14 protein-coding genes are annotated in these 16,170 nt (G+C 34.8%); 12 read left to right on the top strand and 2 right to left on the bottom strand.

What is annotated here, in order from left to right; genetic code table 11:
- Positions 1–71 precede the first annotated feature (71 nt).
- From HLH18_RS04100 to galE, 12 genes are all read left to right on the top strand, one after another.
- On the top strand, positions 72–224 hold the full coding sequence (locus HLH18_RS04100; RefSeq protein ID WP_171545852.1) for an LbetaH domain-containing protein: 153 nt from the start codon (positions 72–74) through the stop codon (positions 222–224).
- A 168-nt stretch (positions 225–392) separates the two neighbouring features.
- Positions 393–1,508 (top strand): DegT/DnrJ/EryC1/StrS family aminotransferase, encoded by a 1,116-nt coding sequence (locus HLH18_RS04095; RefSeq protein ID WP_171545851.1) that lies wholly within the window; start codon positions 393–395, stop codon positions 1,506–1,508.
- A 2-nt stretch (positions 1,509–1,510) separates the two neighbouring features.
- The gene (locus HLH18_RS04090) at positions 1,511–2,782 is read left to right on the top strand and encodes an O-antigen translocase (RefSeq protein WP_171545850.1); all 1,272 of its coding nucleotides are present in this window, start codon (positions 1,511–1,513) and stop codon (positions 2,780–2,782) included.
- Positions 2,769–3,656 carry a glycosyltransferase family 2 protein gene (locus HLH18_RS04085; protein ID WP_171545849.1) on the top strand — a complete coding sequence of 296 codons (888 nt, stop codon included), beginning with the start codon at positions 2,769–2,771 and terminating at the stop codon, positions 3,654–3,656. The genes HLH18_RS04090 and HLH18_RS04085 overlap by 14 nt, the downstream gene beginning before the upstream one ends.
- Positions 3,657–3,658: 2 nt before the next feature.
- Positions 3,659–5,008, top strand: a complete 1,350-nt coding sequence (locus HLH18_RS04080) for an O-antigen polymerase (protein WP_171545848.1) — start codon at positions 3,659–3,661, stop codon at positions 5,006–5,008.
- Positions 5,008–6,102: a glycosyltransferase gene (locus HLH18_RS04075; RefSeq protein ID WP_171545847.1), complete on the top strand. Its 1,095-nt coding sequence runs from the start codon at positions 5,008–5,010 to the stop codon at positions 6,100–6,102. The genes HLH18_RS04080 and HLH18_RS04075 overlap by 1 nt, the downstream gene beginning before the upstream one ends.
- Positions 6,092–7,243 (top strand): glycosyltransferase family 4 protein, encoded by a 1,152-nt coding sequence (locus tag HLH18_RS04070; protein ID WP_171545846.1) that lies wholly within the window; start codon positions 6,092–6,094, stop codon positions 7,241–7,243. The genes HLH18_RS04075 and HLH18_RS04070 overlap by 11 nt, the downstream gene beginning before the upstream one ends.
- Positions 7,244–7,330: 87 nt before the next feature.
- Positions 7,331–7,960, top strand: coding sequence for a sugar transferase (locus HLH18_RS04065; RefSeq protein WP_284729606.1), 630 nt, complete (start codon positions 7,331–7,333; stop codon positions 7,958–7,960).
- Between the two features lie 28 nt (positions 7,961–7,988).
- Entirely contained in the window at positions 7,989–8,864 is an 876-nt protein-coding gene (gene galU / locus HLH18_RS04060; protein WP_171545844.1) for a UTP--glucose-1-phosphate uridylyltransferase GalU, read from the top strand.
- A 14-nt stretch (positions 8,865–8,878) separates the two neighbouring features.
- Positions 8,879–10,135, top strand: a complete 1,257-nt coding sequence (locus HLH18_RS04055) for a nucleotide sugar dehydrogenase (RefSeq protein WP_171545843.1) — start codon at positions 8,879–8,881, stop codon at positions 10,133–10,135.
- Positions 10,135–11,808 carry a glucose-6-phosphate isomerase gene (gene pgi / locus HLH18_RS04050; RefSeq protein ID WP_171545842.1) on the top strand — a complete coding sequence of 558 codons (1,674 nt, stop codon included), beginning with the start codon at positions 10,135–10,137 and terminating at the stop codon, positions 11,806–11,808. Before HLH18_RS04055 ends, pgi begins: the two co-directional genes overlap by 1 nt.
- Complete coding sequence (galE, locus tag HLH18_RS04045) at positions 11,801–12,820, top strand: UDP-glucose 4-epimerase GalE (protein WP_171545841.1); 1,020 nt, start codon at positions 11,801–11,803, stop codon at positions 12,818–12,820. The genes pgi and galE overlap by 8 nt, the downstream gene beginning before the upstream one ends.
- A gap of 70 nt (positions 12,821–12,890) precedes the next feature.
- Here galE and HLH18_RS04040 read toward each other — a convergent pair whose 3' ends face one another.
- A complete protein-coding gene (locus tag HLH18_RS04040; protein ID WP_171545840.1) occupies positions 12,891–14,261 on the bottom strand; it encodes a phosphohexomutase domain-containing protein in 1,371 nt (456 codons plus the stop codon).
- A gap of 59 nt (positions 14,262–14,320) precedes the next feature.
- Positions 14,321–16,159 carry a glutamine--fructose-6-phosphate transaminase (isomerizing) gene (glmS, locus tag HLH18_RS04035; RefSeq protein WP_171545839.1) on the bottom strand — a complete coding sequence of 613 codons (1,839 nt, stop codon included), beginning with the start codon at positions 16,157–16,159 and terminating at the stop codon, positions 14,321–14,323.
- Positions 16,160–16,170 lie beyond the last annotated feature (11 nt).

Here is a 16,170-nt window from a genome sequence, read left to right as displayed (position 1 = left end):
GAAAATAGTTTAAAAGTATTTATCCATCCGAACTCTGATGTTCAAATTAATAAAAAAGTGCAAGTATTGGTGTGAATGCCACACTATTGTCTGATATTACAATTGGTAAAAAAGTTTTAATTGGAGATGGTGTTTTAGTTATCAAAGATGTCCCAGACTTTGTAATTGCTGTTGGAAATCCAGCAGTAATTAAACCATATAAAAACTTTATGAAAAGCAAGTGAATAATTTATTAAACAAAACCAACGTAATTTTTTAGAATTTATAGATACTAAAATTTTTATTCGATCTAAGGTCGAAAAACAATAATTTTGGATTGAAAAATGACTATTTAGATTGTGTAAATTTAATTTTAATTAAATAAAATCAATTATTAAAGGGTGTTTTGAAAAATGATCCCATTTTTAGATTTACAAAGTATTAATAGGCAGTATAGAGCTAGATTGATCGAAGCATGTACACGTGTGATTGACTCAGGTTGGTATATTGGTGGAAAAGAGCTGGAGCAATTTGAACAGAGGTTTGCAAACTATTGTGGAACACAATTTGCAATTGGTGTTGCAAATGGTTTGGATGCATTAATTCTTACACTTAATGCTTGGAAAGAATTAGGAAAGTTAAAGGATGGTGATGAAATTATCGTTCCATCGAATACTTATATTGCAAGTATTTTAGCGATTACAGCAAATAACTTAACCCCAGTTTTAGTTGAACCAAATAGTCAAACTTATAATATTGATCCTATAAAAATTGAAGAAGCAATAACCTCTAAAACTAAAGTAATTTTACCCGTTCATTTATATGGTCAATTAGCTCCAATGCCAGAAATCATGGAGATTGCAAATAAGTATAATTTGCTTGTTTTGGAAGATTCAGCTCAGTCACATGGTGCTGAAATAGATGGAAAAAAAGCAGGAAATTGGGGGGATGCTTCAGGTTTTAGTTTTTATCCAGGTAAAAATCTAGGGGCTTTAGGAGATGCTGGTGCTGTAACAACTAATGATCAAGAACTTGCACAAATGTTATACGCATTGCGCAATTACGGCTCTCATGAAAAGTATAAAAATTTAGTGCCAGGTGTGAACAGTCGGTTAGATGAGATTCAGGCAGCGATGTTAGATATTAAGTTGAATTTTTTGAATAGCGAAGTTAAACATCGCCGTGAGATTGCCAATTTATATTTAACACAAATTAAAAATTCTGAAATTATATTGCCTTTGTCAAATGTAGATGCGACTCAATATCATCAGCATGTTTGGCATTTGTTTGTAATTCGTTCAAAAAATCGAGTGGCATTGCAAAAATATTTAGCAGAACATGGAGTACAAACCTTAATCCATTACCCGATTCCTCCCCACAAGCAGCAAGCTTATAAAGAATGGAATGATTTAAGTTATCCTGTCTCTGAACAAATTCATGAAGAGGTGCTTAGCTTACCTATTGGTCCAACTTTAAGTTTGGAAGAGGTTGGAAAAGTGATTCAGCTTTGTAACAGTTTTGAAGCCTGAAAATGACTTTATTCAAGACAAGTATATTAAACGGAATTGCTGTATTAATTAGAACAGCAACTATGTTTTTATTGAATAAAATATTAGCTGTTTATGTTGGTCCTTCAGGTTATGCGGCGATAGGTCAATTTCAGAACTTTATTCTGATGATTACGACCTTTGCTGGAAGTGCAGTGAATACTGCAGTGGTTAAGTACACTGCTGAATATCATGAAGATGAAACAAGGCAAAGAACGGTCTGGAAAACAGCAGGCAGTTTTGTCTCAATTTTTAGTTTTATTTTTACTTTTCTTGTATTGATTTTTCACCAACAGTTATCATTGTTGATATTTAAAACAGAAGCTTATGGTTCAGTTTTAATATGGTTTTCAGCCTTTCTGATTTTTTTTAATTTAAACGCACTTTTATTAGCGATCTTAAATGGTAAAAAAGAAATATTAAAGTTGGTTGTTGCAAATATTGCTGGCAGTTTATTTTCTTTAGTGATCACAGGGTTACTTGCAGTAATGTTTGGATTGTATGGTGCACTGGTTGCATTGTGTATTTATCAATCACTTAACTTTATTGTGACTTTATATTTAAGCTATAGATCAGAATGGTTTGATTTTTCTTATTTTTTTGGAAAAATTGATCGTGATATTGCAAAAAAATTTCTTGCTTTTGCTGCAATGGCATTAGTCAGTGCCATTTGTGTACCATTATCTCAAATGATCATTCGTGGTTATCTCATCCATGAATACAGTGCTGTGTATGCAGGTTATTGGGAAGCGATGATACGTTTAAGTGCTGCATATCTCATGCTGGTCACTACAACATTAAGTGTTTATTACTTGCCAAGGTTATCTGAGCTGACAAATCTGCAAGATATTAAAAAAGAAGTTTATTTGGGTTATAAACTAATATTTCCATTGGCTATATTTGGTGGAATCATTGTATATGTACTAAAAGATTGGATTATTCAGTTGCTTTTTAGTGCTGCATTTTTACCTATGCGCGAGCTTTTTCTATGGCAGATGATTGGTGACTCACTTAAAATTGGTAGTTGGATTTTAGCTTATCTGATGTTGGGTAAGGCTATGACAAAGTTGTTTATAGTTACGGAAATAACTTTTGCCTGTAGTTCTATTATTTTAACTTATTTATGTACCCAATATTTTGGCTTTAAAGGGGTTTCTATTGCACATTTAGTCAATTATGCACTGTATTGGGGAGTTATAGGATATTTTGTATTTGCAGTATTAAAAAATAGTGAGGATAATTTTGGAAAAAAATAATCAACCTCTAGTTTCGGTCGTGATCCCTTGTTATAACCATGAGCAGTTTGTGCAAGATTGTATCCAGAGTGTAATTGATCAGACTTATGAAAATATTGAACTAATTATTATTGATGATGGCTCAAAAGATAATTCTATTCAAAAAATTCAAGAGAAAATTACTGCATGTGAAAAACGGTTTGTAAATTTTCAGTTTATATATAGAAAAAATAAAGGATTATGTGCAACACTAAATGAAGCTATTTCATTATGTTCAGGTAAATATTTATCTCTTATAGCTTCAGATGATCAAATGTTGCCAAAAAAAACCTCAATACAGGTAGAATATATGGATAGCGACAGCAATATAATTGCTCATATGGGAGGAGTTTATTGGATAGATGAAGATTCTAAAATTCTAAAAAAGATTTCATCTAAAAATAAAAATTATAAATTTAATGAAGTTTTTTTATTAAAGCATGATCTAAATGTTTGTACTCAAATGTTGAGATCTGATTTTATTAGAAGTGTTGGAGGGTATCCAACAAATTTTGTTATTGAAGACTGGTATATGTGGTTGAAAATATTAGAAAATGATAATAATAAGGTTGTTAGTGTTGATGAAATTTTATGTAAATATAGGAAACATAAAAATAACTCGATAAATAATGGTTATTTTATTTACCATGGTCTATTGCAAATAGCATTACAATACGATAAGAGTCAATTCTTCTTTAAAAGTATTTCACAAATAAGGTGGAGATATATAGCAGCTAAAATTATTTCTAATAAAACTGAGGGTATTATACTTTTTTATAGAATGTTCTTGGATGATATTTTTAGCATTTTCTCTAAAAATTTTTGGAGATGTGTTAGAAATTTAGTTAGGAAGTAAAGATGAAAAAAATTATATATTTTATTTTAAGTTTTTTAATTTCTGTGCTGTCTTTCTTGTTTTATTATTTATTTGATAGTTACGATTATTTTGTTTTTGGTCAAATTTCTGTTTGGGTTATAACTTATATTATAACTACAGAAAGTTTAAAGAAAATTTTTTCTTTACAATCTTTATTTTTACTTGGGTATGGTTTGTTTATTCTAGGAAGATTTGTTGCACAAATTTTTTACAATATACCTAGTATTTATTGTATGGACTTTATATTTGATTATTGTTTATCTAGTGATCAAATATTGAATTTAAATTTGATTTTGTATTTAACATTGCTTTCTTTTAGTTTGCCTTTCTTGTTTAATAGTGAAAAAAAGAGCAAATTAAGTTTAGATGTCTTTTATTCTATTAATAAAATTAAAATGTTAATTGCTGTGCAATTTTTTTTACTAGTTTATTATTCTTATAATTCATATAAAGCAATAGAGTTGGCATCATCTAGTGGCTATATGGCATTATTTTATGGGCAAGCGGAGGTATATGAAACACCTATTGCTATTTTAGTTTTTTCAATGATTATTGTTATATTTTCTATATTGTTAAATAATGATTCAAGTGCAAATAAATTATTGATAAAAATTATGTTCTATTATTTTTTAATCTTAATGCTAGTGGGTATATTGAGTGGTTCAAGAGCTTCATTTTTAACAGCTTTATTTATGTTGGGTTATTATCTTTATAAAGATGTTAAGTTTGGTTTTTTAAAAAATTTATTAATACTTTCTTTGTGTATATTAATAATTTATTTTATTAATATTCTGGCTGCTTTTAGTGGTGCACGTCCGTATGATAATAATGAAATTTTTTTACAAATTTCGGATACACTTTTTGGCCAAGGCATTACTTTAATGGTTTTTGATGCGAGTATGCATGTGGATCAATATCCCTTATTGGCCTATTTAAAAACTATTCTTCCAGGCATTCAAATATTTTATAGTTTATTTGATATCGATCATCGTTATTTGTTTGATTTTTCTTCTTATTTGGTTTATGTGAATAATAAAAATATGTACTTTGAAGGATATGGTCTGGGGTGGTCATTACTTAGTGATTTCTATATTTTTTCTTTTGGTTTTATCCCTTTATATCTTTTATTTATATACTTTTTTTCTTATTTTTTAAAAAATATTCAACAGGTTGGCGGAAGTTGGATTAATGGTTTATTATTTTTATTTGCATCTCAGATGTTTATAATTAGTCGATCAAGTATTTCTCTTATTATTTTAATGTTAATTTTATATTGTTTATTTTCTATTATTTTGGGTAATTTTAGAATTGATAAAAATAGAGGTGTATAATGAAAATTCTCTATGTTATTACGGGACTTGGGGATGGAGGTGCAGAGAAGATTGCTTCTGAATTGGCAGATCAAATGTTAATTTATGGACATACCGTCAAAATTGTTTATTTAAAGGGTAATATTGTTATTCATCCTAAATCGAATGATATTGAAATTGTTTATTTAGGTTTAGAAAAATTAGTTGATATTTTTAAAGCTTTCCAAAACTACAAAAAATTGTTACATGAATTTAAACCAGATGTAGTCCATGCACATATGGTTCATGCAAATATTTTTGTCCGTATTTGTAGAAATTTTATACCTGTTCCTCGTTTAATTTGTTCTGCACATAGTAGTAATGAAGGTGGATGGCTTCGTATGATTGCATATAAATTAACTCATAAATTTGCTGAAGTAACAACTAATGTGAGTCAGAGTGCTTCAAAAAAATTTGAAGAATTAGGTGCAGTACCATCTGGAAAAATAATAACGGTATATAATGGAATAGATCTAACTAAATTTGAAAAAAAAAATGATAATGATAAGTTAAGAAAGGATCTTGGAATTAATATTGGTATTCCTGTATTTTTAGCTATTGGTCGCCTTGATGAGGCTAAAGATTATTCAAATTTATTACATGCTTTTTCAATTTTTAAAGAGACGCTTACTTTTAAAGAAAAGCAGCCTATTTTGTTGATTGCAGGTGATGGAGAGCTTCGCTCAGAATTAGAAAATTTAATTTGTAATTTGAATTTGCAATCAGATGTTATTTTACTTGGTAGACGTGATGATATTGCAGCCTTACTGAATATGTCTGATTTTTTTGTACTTTCATCTAAATATGAGGGCCTACCAACAGTAGTGATTGAAGCAATGGCATGTGAAACCTATGTTATTGCAACAGATTGTGGAGGGAGTGCGGAAATTATGGGCACGACTGGTAAGCTAATACCTATTCAAAATAGTGTTGCTTTATCAAATGCAATAAATGAGGTGTTAAAATTATCAAAAGTTTCTATTTTAGATAATAATTTAGTAGCACGAAAGCGAGTCGAAGATAAATTTTCTTTAAAAAGCTCAGTAGAAAGATGGATAGAATTATATGAAAGTTAAAAAAATTATAATTATAGGTAATACAGCATCAAATCTTTATTTATTTAGAAAAGATTTCATAACCTCTTGTATTAATGAAGGATACAGAGTTATTTGTCTTGTTTCAGAATATGATGACGAATGGATAAATAAAATCAAAAGTTTAGAGGCTGAGACTGTTACTTACAAACTAAGTAGAGGAGGATTAAGCCCTCTAAAAGATATTAAGTCTCTGTTTTATATAAAATGTATTATACAAAAATACAAACCAGATATTGTTTTTTCTTTTTTTACAAAGCCTGTAATTTATGGCTCTTTAGCTGCTAAACTAGCAAAGACTCCAAAAGTTGTTGGTATGATTGAAGGTTTGGGTTCTCCTTTTACTGAGCATCCGAATGGCCAATCCTTTAAAATGAAAATAGTGAGATTTTTTCAAATTTCACTTTATAGGATAGTATTCCCTTTTTTAGACAAAATTATTTTTTTAAATAGGGATGATCCAATTGACTTAGTTAATAATAATAAAATTTATCATAAATCAAATGCCGTAGAAGTTTTAGGTCCTATAGGTTTAAGTTTGGATGATTATCCCTATGAGCTTTGGGATGAATCACAGGAAGTTTCTTTTATTTTTGTTGCGAGATTACTTGCTGAAAAGGGTATTTTTGAATATTTAGAGGCGGCTAAAATAGTTAAATCTAAATATCCTAATGTAAAATTTAAAATAATAGGTGGTCTAGATACTGAAAATCCTTATGGACTTTCAAAGGAAAAATTAGATAAAGTTATTACGACTGGTATGATCGAATATCCAGGTTTTGTAAATAATGTAACAAGGCATCTGGTTCAAAGTTCCGTATTTGTATTGCCTTCATATTACAGAGAAGGTGTGCCAAGGAGTACCCAAGAAGCAATGGCTACAGGAAGACCTGTTATTACGACTGATGTACCTGGTTGCCGCGATACAGTGTTGGACGGAGTTAATGGTTTTTTGGTTCCCAAATGGGATGTAAACGCCCTTGTTGATAAAATGTGTTTTTTTATTGAAAATCCAGAAAAAATTAACATTATGGGGAAAGAAAGTTATAAAATTGCTTGTGAGCAGTTTGATGTTGATAAAGTGAATAAAAAATTATTTAAAATTATGGGCATCCATGATTGAAAAGAAAGTTATAAGATTGTTTGGTGCAGTTTGATTTTGAAAAAATGAATAAAAATGAATAAAAAATTATAGGTATCAATGATTGATATGAAACGTTTAATTGACATAATTATTGCACTGACGGCATTGTTGATCTTGTCGCCTATATTTATTCTAGTTGCATTGAAAGTGCGGAGAAATTTAGGTTCGCCAATTTTCTTTTACCAAGAGCGTCCTGGTAAAAATGGTAAACTATTTAAAATGATCAAGTTCCGTTCTATGAAGGATGCAGTAGATAACGAGGGCAATCCTTTACCGGATGAATTTCGTATTACGTCATTTGGACAAAAGTTACGCTCTACGAGCTTAGATGAAATGCCACAGCTTATTAACGTTTTAAAAGGAGATATGAGCATCGTTGGACCTCGTCCTCAAATGAAAGAATTTTTAGAACATTATACTGCTGAACAAATGCGACGACATGAAGTAAAACCTGGCATGACAGGGCTTGCTCAAGTGAGTGGACGCAATAATTTATCTTGGGAAGAAAAGTTTGAATTAGATGTACAATATGTTGAACAGTATACCGTTTGGCTCGATTTTAAAATTATGTTTAAAACTGTTAAAGTGATGTTAAGTCAAGAAGGGATTAATGCTCCTGATCAGGAAGTTGGTGCTGTACGGTTTTCGAGTAAAAGTATTTCGGACACCAATGTATTAAAAAAAAAGATAAAATAACTTTTCTTTTTTAAAATCTGTAAATAGCATGATCAAAAAAGCCATTCTCCCTGTAGCTGGTATAGGTACCCGCTTTCTGCCTGCAAGTAAATCTATTCCCAAAGAAATGGTGACGGTGGTTGATCGTCCAGCCATTGAATACGTTGTCAAAGAAGCAGTTTTAGCAGGAATCGAACAAATCATTTTGGTGACTCATTCTTCAAAAGCATCTATCGAAAATTATTTCGACCGTAATTTTGAACTGGAAACCACTTTAGAAAATAAAAAGAAATATGATCTACTCGATGCGATTACTAATATTGTGCCTGAACATGTCAGTATTGTCAGTGTGCGTCAGCCTCAGCCTCTAGGTTTAGGTCATGCAGTATTGTGTGCAAAAGCCATTGTAGGAGATGAAGACTTTGCAATTCTACTGCCAGATGTACTTATTAAAGATGATCAAATTGAAAATGATCTAGCGAAAATGATTGCACGTTTTGAAGCTACTGGGGCTTCACAAATCATGGTTGAAGCAGTACCTGAAAATATGGTTGATCAATATGGAATTGTTGATGTAGCTGAGAGTCCGGCAATTGCTGAAAGTATTATGATGCAAGGTATTGTAGAGAAGCCTGTACTAGGAACAGCACCATCAAACTTAGCTGTTGTGGGGCGTTATATTTTACCTGCTAAAATTATGCAATTATTAGAGCAGATACCAAAAGGTGCAGGTAATGAAATTCAATTGACTGATGCGATTGCGATATTACATCAAACAGATAGCATTGAAGCTTATCGTATGAAAGGTCAAACCTTCGATTGTGGTAGCAAACTTGGTTATTTAAAAGCAGTACTTCATTATGGTATTGCTCATCCTCAATTAGGTGATACATTTAAAGGGTTAATCAAAGAATTAGAATTATAAAATCAGGAGCTTCTATGAGAGTTGCGGTATTTGGACAGACCCTTTATTCAGGTGTAATGGCAGCTTTATTGGCAGAGTGCGGACATCAGGTTTATTGGTGTGATGTATTAAAAAAATTATCATTAGAACAAGCCTATGTACAAGATGAAGCGGTTCAACATTTATTAGATAAACAAGAAAAAAATGGATTTCTTCAATACTGCAATTTCAATGAAATTTCTTTAGATATCGATGCTTATTTTTTTAGTTTAAGCCCTGCTGAAGAAGCACAAGGCATCAAAATCTTAAAAGAGCTAAAACAGCACCCAATTATTCATCCTAAATTAATGATTAATGCTTCAACGTTAGGGTTACACGGTACTGATAAATTTAAAGCCATCCTTCCTCAGGATGATTGGGTGTATTTACCAGATGTTATCCAAGAAGGTAATGTCTTGCAAAGTTTTACTCATGCTAAACAGTTGATTGTGGGTTATTCTACTGAATCGAGCCAAATCAAAGTTAAAGAATTGCTTCGTCCATTGTTCCCTCTAGAGCAGCAATACTTGTTTATGCCAATTCTTGATGCTGAATTTACCAAACTCAGTATTTCTGGAATGTTGGCAACGCGCATTAGCTATATTAACGATTTAGCTGTAGTTGCGGAAAAATTAGGCATTGATATTGAGCATGTACGTCAGGGTATGGGTGCAGATAGTCGCATTGGACTATCTTATTTAAGCCCAAGTGCAGGCTTTGGTGGAGAAAATTTCTCACATGATATTTTAACCTTATCCAATACAGTTGCCAACACAGGAGTTAAAAGTCAGCTTTTAGCCCAAGTTTGGGAAATTAATCAACAGCAAAAAGAGCTATTATTTAGAAAATTATGGAACTATTTCAATGGTGACTTAAAAGAAAAAACAGTTGCCATTTGGGGGGCTTCATTTAAGGAAAATACCTCTAGTATTAAACAGTCTCCTATTCATATCATGCTGAATGCCTTATGGGCACAAGGAGTTAAGGTTCAACTCCATGATCCTCAGGCATTGTCTGAAATAAAAGCCTTATATGGTCAAAGACCTGATTTGATTTTATGCGATGATCAATATGATGCTGTTAAAGATAGTCATGCATTGTGTTTATTAACGGCTTGGAAGCAATATTGGAGTCCAGATTATAAGAAACTGCTCCAGACCATGCAGCATCCCTTAATTTTAGATGGTCGTAATATTTATGATCCTGATTATGTTAAAGCACAAGGCTTTGCTTATATGGGAGTGGGGCGCTAATGGTACAGAATATTCAGCCTTTTCCAATCAATGATGATGAATCCATTTTAGCGAAACTTTATGCTTTAAAAAAACAATTTGAGAGTGTGCATTTAAATGAATTGTTTGCACAGGATGAGCAGCGTTTCCAAAAATTCTCGGTGGTGTGTGAACAGATTGTTTTAGATTTTAGTAAGCAGCGTATTGACCAGAATGTATTAAATACTCTAATTCAGTTTGCTGGAACACAAAATTTAGAAAACTGGATTAAAAAGCTTTTTTCACAAGAGCAGATCAATTACACAGAGCAGCGTGCAGCAATGCATTGGGCTTTGCGTTTGCCAGTCTATGATGAAAAGTATCCTAAAATTGCAGATCAAGTTCATGAACAATTTCAAAGTATGTTTGCATTGGTCAATAAAATTCACGATGGTCAATATCGCGGTGCAACAGGTGAGGTGATTCAGGATGTGGTCAATATTGGGGTAGGAGGATCAGACCTGGGATCTCTCATGGTGACGCAAGCTTTATCTGATTTTAAGCAAGCAACTGCAAAATCACTGGATGTACATTTTGTTTCGACTATTGATGGCAGTCAGTTATCCGAGTTATTGCATAAGCTGCGTCCAGAAACCACTCTATTTATTATTTCATCGAAATCTTTTGGGACGATTGATACCTTATCCAATGCGCAAACAGTACGTTTGTGGCTAGAAAAAGCCTTGGGTCAACATACTCAGGTACTCAAGCACCATTTTGTGGGTGTATCGACCAAACCTGAAAAAATGACTGAATGGGGCATTGCACCTGAAAATCAATTCTTACTTTGGGATTGGGTGGGTGGTCGTTACTCATTATGGTCATGTATTGGTTTTCCAATTGCTTTAACGATTGGTGTGGAAGGCTTCAAGCAATTGCTTGCCGGTGCGTATGCTATCGATCAACATTTCCAAACAGCACCTTTAAGTCAGAATATTCCGGTACTGATGGGCTTGCTTGGGGTTTGGAATAATAATTTTCTTGATATTCAGACCCATGCGGTACTACCGTACGATGGTCGCCTGAAATATTTTGCATCTTATTTGCAGCAGCTAGAAATGGAATCGAATGGTAAGTCGATTCAACGTAACGGTGAAAAAGTAGAATTAGATACGTGCCCGATTGTTTGGGGCGAAATTGGACCGAATGCCCAGCATGCCTTTTATCAACTGTTACATCAAGGTACACAGGCAGTGTGTTGTGACTTTATTGCACCAGTGCAACGTTACAATTCTAATCAGTTTACCTATATAGATAATGCAGCTGCATTAGTTGAACAGCATCATTTAGCCTTATCCAATTGTTTAGCCCAGTCGCGTTTATTGGCATTTGGTAATCAAGCACTTGATCAAAATGAATTAGAAAATTTAGCACCTTATAAGCAGTATTCGGGTAATCAACCGAGCAGTACGATCTTATTACAAGAATTGAATCCTTATAGTTTAGGCATGCTGATTGCCATGTATGAACATAAGGTGTTCGTACAGTCTGTACTTTGGAATATCAATCCATTCGATCAATGGGGCGTGGAAAAAGGCAAGGAAATTGCCAATCAGCTGTTACCGATTTTAAATGGGGATATACAAGACATTTCGAGTTTAGATGTCTCTACTCAAGGGCTAATCCAAATCTTACTAGGGAAAACACATGGCTAAAATTTTAGTTACAGGAGGGGCCGGCTATATTGGCTCACATACCTGTGTGGAACTATTAAATTCAGGACATGAGGTTATTGTTCTGGATAATCTTTGCAATAGTTCAGAAGAATCCTTAAATCGCGTGCAGGCACTTACTGGAAAAACCTTGGCCTTTGTGGAAGGGGATATTCGTGATGCACAAGTTCTGGATCAGGTTTTTCAGCAGCACTCCATTGATGCCGTGATTCATTTTGCCGGTTTAAAAGCTGTAGGTGAAAGTCAGCAAATTCCATTGACCTATTTTGATAATAACATTGCAGGTTCAATTAGCTTGGTCAAAGCCATGCAACGGGCAGAAGTCTTTAATTTGGTTTTTAGCTCATCGGCCACAGTGTATGATGAAGCAAATATATCTCCACTGAATGAAGAGATGCCTACAGGCATGCCGAGCAATAACTATGGCTATACCAAACTGATTGTGGAACAGCTGTTGCAAAAATTATCAGTTGCAGATGAACGTTGGTCTATTGCCTTACTTCGTTATTTTAATCCGGTCGGTGCGCATAAAAGTGGGTGTATTGGCGAAGATCCCCAAGGGATTCCCAATAATTTAATGCCCTATGTGACTCAGGTGGCGGTAGGGCGTCGTGAGAAACTCTCTATTTTTGGTCATGATTATGACACGGTCGATGGCACAGGGGTGCGCGATTATATCCATGTGGTCGATTTAGCTAATGCACATTTATGTGCCCTGAATAATCGTTTAAATGCTCAAGGTTGTCGTGCCTGGAATATTGGTACTGGCAATGGTTCATCGGTGCTTCAAGTCAAAAATACTTTTGAAAAAGTGAACGGTATACCGGTCGCATTTGAATTTGCACCACGACGTGAAGGGGATGTAGCAACCTCTTTTGCAGATAATGCACGTGCAGTGGCTGAGCTTGGCTGGAAACCACAATATGCTTTAGAGGATATGTTGGCAGATAGTTGGAACTGGCAAAAGCAAAATCCGAATGGCTATCGTGATTAAAACATGTGTGTCATTTATAGGATGAAAAAAGGAGCTTGATAAAAGCTCCTTTTTTGATTGATTGAAGGTTTTAGCCTTCGATCAATTGTGTCACTTCATCCACATATGTCTGAATGCTTTTTGGATTTTGATCACGACGACTTTCAATATTTAAACGCAATAGGGGTTCAGTATTTGAAGCACGTACGTTCAAACGCCATACGCCAAAATCTAAACTCACACCATCCGTGTAATCAATCACAGGTTTTTGATCGGCATAGTGATCGAAAATCTTTTGAATCGTCGTTTGAGTATTAGCAACTTTAAAGTTGATTTCACCCGAACATGGGAATTTCGTAATCATCTCTTCGACCTGGCTTGATAATGATTGCTTGGTTTCAGATAAAACGACAACCGCCAATAACCACGGAATCATGCCACTATCGCAATAAGCAAAATCACGGAAATAATGGTGCGCACTCATCTCGCCACCGTAAACCGCATTGTGTTCGCGCATCACATCTTTAATGAATGCATGCCCTGATTTTGATTGCACAGCAATACCTTGATATTGCTCGACAACATCTAAGGTATTCCATACTAAACGAGGATCATGAACGATCTTTTCACCAGATTGTTTCAGTAAGAAGGCTTGAGCAAGTAAACCCACGATATAATAGCCTTCAATAAATTGACCTTTCTCATCGAAGAGGAAACAACGGTCAAAGTCCCCATCCCAGGCAATTCCCATATCTGCTTGACGCTGAATGACTGCATTACGGGTACTATCACGGTTTTCGACCAGTAATGGGTTAGGGATGCCATTTGGGAAAGTACCATCTGCTTCATGATGAATTTTGATAAATTCAATCGGTACATTCAGTAATTTAAATTTATCTTCAATCGCATCAACGACATGACCTGCTGCACCATTGCCGGCATTCACCACCAATTTCATTGGACGAATTTTTGAAACATCAATGTAAGTCATTAAGTGTTCAATAAATTCAGGCAGAATATTGTAGCTTTGCGTTGTGCCTTTTCGTGCAACTTCAGTAAATTCACCTGTTTCAGCCAAAGCACGAATTTCTTTCAAACCGGTATCCGCACTAATTGGACGTGAGTTCTCACGAACCAATTTCATGCCGTTATAATCCATCGGATTATGGCTGGCGGTAATTTCGATACCACCTTGTACATCTAAATGGAAGGCACCGAAATAGACTTCTTCTGTGCCTGTCATGCCTAAGTCGAGAACATTGACACCGGCATCATTTAAACCGCGAATAGTGGCTTGTTTAAGACTTTCACTGCTTAGACGGATATCACAACCAACGACAACTGATTTCGGTTGATAAATCTGACCATAAGCACGGCCAACTTTGTAGGCGATATCTTCATTCAGTTCAGTACCAAGTTTGCCGCGAATATCATAAGCTTTAAAACAAGTCAGTTGCGTCATACTATTTTTTCTTCTCTCTACAAAGAAAAGGCCGGTTCTCACCAGCCTCTATGTTTCGCTTATTCTACGGTGACTGATTTCGCCAAGTTACGTGGCTGATCGACGTCAGTTCCACGTAATACCGCAACATGGTATGACAGCAGTTGTACAGGGATGCTATATACGATTGGTGCAAGTAGCGCACTCACATGGGGAATATAAACAATATGTTGACGATCTTTTTCTTTAATGCCGCTATTCTCATCGGCAAATACAAATAATTCACCGCCGCGGGCTTGCACTTCTTCCATATTGGATTTGAGTTTGTCCAGCATGTCATCTTGAGGGGCAAGAATCACTACCGGCATGTCATTATCAACCAGTGCCAATGGACCATGTTTGAGCTCACCTGCAGCATAGCCTTCAGCGTGGATGTATGAAATTTCTTTCAGTTTCAAAGCACCTTCTAGCGCAATAGGAAAGTTTGTACCACGACCGAGAAAGAGGCAGTGCTGTTTCTCTACAAAGAGTTCAGATAAACGCAAAATATCTTTATCTTTTTTCAGGGTATCTAAAATTACTTTTGGTGTATGCCATAAATCGGTAATGATCGCGCTGGTTTTTTCAGCAGGAATACTTTGCTTCACTTGACCAATTTTTAAAACCAGCAACATAAGGGCTGCGAGTTGTGTGGTGAAGGCTTTGGTCGATGCAACCCCAATTTCTGGCCCAGCCAAAGTGAGTAAACTATGGTTGGTTTCACGAACCATTGAAGATGTGGGCACATTACAAATGGTTAGGGTTGCAATGTTTAAATTTTTTGCAGCAGCACGTTTTTGTGTGTCACGAAGCGCAGCCAAAGTATCAGCCGTTTCACCTGATTGAGAAATACACACATACAGTGTGTTATTTACAATTACGGGTGTGCGATAACGGAATTCACTGGCAATTTCAACCTGGCACGATAAATCAATCAGTTGTTCGAACCAGTATTTTGCGATCATGCCGGCATGGTAACTTGTACCACAAGCAATGATTTGTACTTGTTGAATTTTTTCAAAATCAACCACAGCATCTTTTAAGAAATCTTCTCGTAAAACATTTCCGTTTAACGCTTGGGAAATGGTTTGTTGAATCGCTTCTGGTTGCTCGTAAATTTCTTTGAGCATGTAATGTTTGTATTCACCTTTCGATGAATTGCTTACAGTCGCATCTAATTCTTTAACAGGACGTTCAACCAATTGACCATTCACAAATACTTCAATGCTGTTACGGGTTAAACGCGCAATATCACCTTCTTCAAGGTAAATAAAACGGTTGGTAATTGGAAGTAAAGCCAATTGATCCGAACTGATAAAGTTTTCGCCAATCCCTACACCAATGACTAAGGGTGAACCTTCACGCACAGTAATCAACTCATCAGGATGATCGGTATGTACGATACCCAGTGCATAAGCACCTTTCAATTGTGGAACAACTTGTTGAACTGCAGTTAAAAGGCTAGAAGTCGATTTCAATGCATCATTCACTAAATGTGCAACAACTTCGGTATCTGTTTGTGAAGTAAATACATAACCGAGTGCTTCAAGATCATCTTTGAGTTCTTGATAGTTCTCGATAATGCCGTTATGAACTACAGCCACCGTACCTGAAATATGTGGATGAGCATTATTTTCAGTCGGTTTACCGTGGGTTGCCCAACGAGTATGCGCAATACCGAGTGAACCTTGAATATCAGCTGCTGCTACTGCCTGTTCCAAGTTGACGACTTTACCAACACGGCGTTCACGCAGTACATGGCCACCATTAATCAGGGCTAGACCTGCTGAATCATAGCCACGGTATTCCAGGCGTTTTAAGCCTTCAATTAAAATATTGCTAATATTACGTTCCGCAACGCCACCGACAATTCCGCACATATTTAAATCCT

The organism is Acinetobacter sp. ANC 5414, from assembly GCF_013004295.1.
Classification (GTDB): domain Bacteria; phylum Pseudomonadota; class Gammaproteobacteria; order Pseudomonadales; family Moraxellaceae; genus Acinetobacter.
The sequence above is the reverse complement of the archived record's forward strand: the minus strand, read 5'-3'. Positions and strand labels throughout refer to the sequence as shown.

Coding starts and splice junctions, on each gene's coding strand:
- HLH18_RS04095 (WP_171545851.1), top strand. CDS start 393: ATGATCCCATTTTTAGATTTACAAAGTATTAATAGGCAGTATAGAGCT.
- HLH18_RS04090 (WP_171545850.1), top strand. CDS start 1,511: ATGACTTTATTCAAGACAAGTATATTAAACGGAATTGCTGTATTAATT.
- HLH18_RS04080 (WP_171545848.1), top strand. CDS start 3,659: ATGAAAAAAATTATATATTTTATTTTAAGTTTTTTAATTTCTGTGCTG.
- HLH18_RS04075 (WP_171545847.1), top strand. CDS start 5,008: ATGAAAATTCTCTATGTTATTACGGGACTTGGGGATGGAGGTGCAGAG.
- HLH18_RS04070 (WP_171545846.1), top strand. CDS start 6,092: ATGAAAGTTAAAAAAATTATAATTATAGGTAATACAGCATCAAATCTT.
- HLH18_RS04065 (WP_284729606.1), top strand. CDS start 7,331: ATGAAACGTTTAATTGACATAATTATTGCACTGACGGCATTGTTGATC.
- galU (WP_171545844.1), top strand. CDS start 7,989: ATGATCAAAAAAGCCATTCTCCCTGTAGCTGGTATAGGTACCCGCTTT.
- HLH18_RS04055 (WP_171545843.1), top strand. CDS start 8,879: ATGAGAGTTGCGGTATTTGGACAGACCCTTTATTCAGGTGTAATGGCA.
- pgi (WP_171545842.1), top strand. CDS start 10,135: ATGGTACAGAATATTCAGCCTTTTCCAATCAATGATGATGAATCCATT.
- galE (WP_171545841.1), top strand. CDS start 11,801: ATGGCTAAAATTTTAGTTACAGGAGGGGCCGGCTATATTGGCTCACAT.
- HLH18_RS04040 (WP_171545840.1), bottom strand. CDS start 14,261: ATGACGCAACTGACTTGTTTTAAAGCTTATGATATTCGCGGCAAACTT.
- glmS (WP_171545839.1), bottom strand. CDS start 16,159: ATGTGCGGAATTGTCGGTGGCGTTGCGGAACGTAATATTAGCAATATT.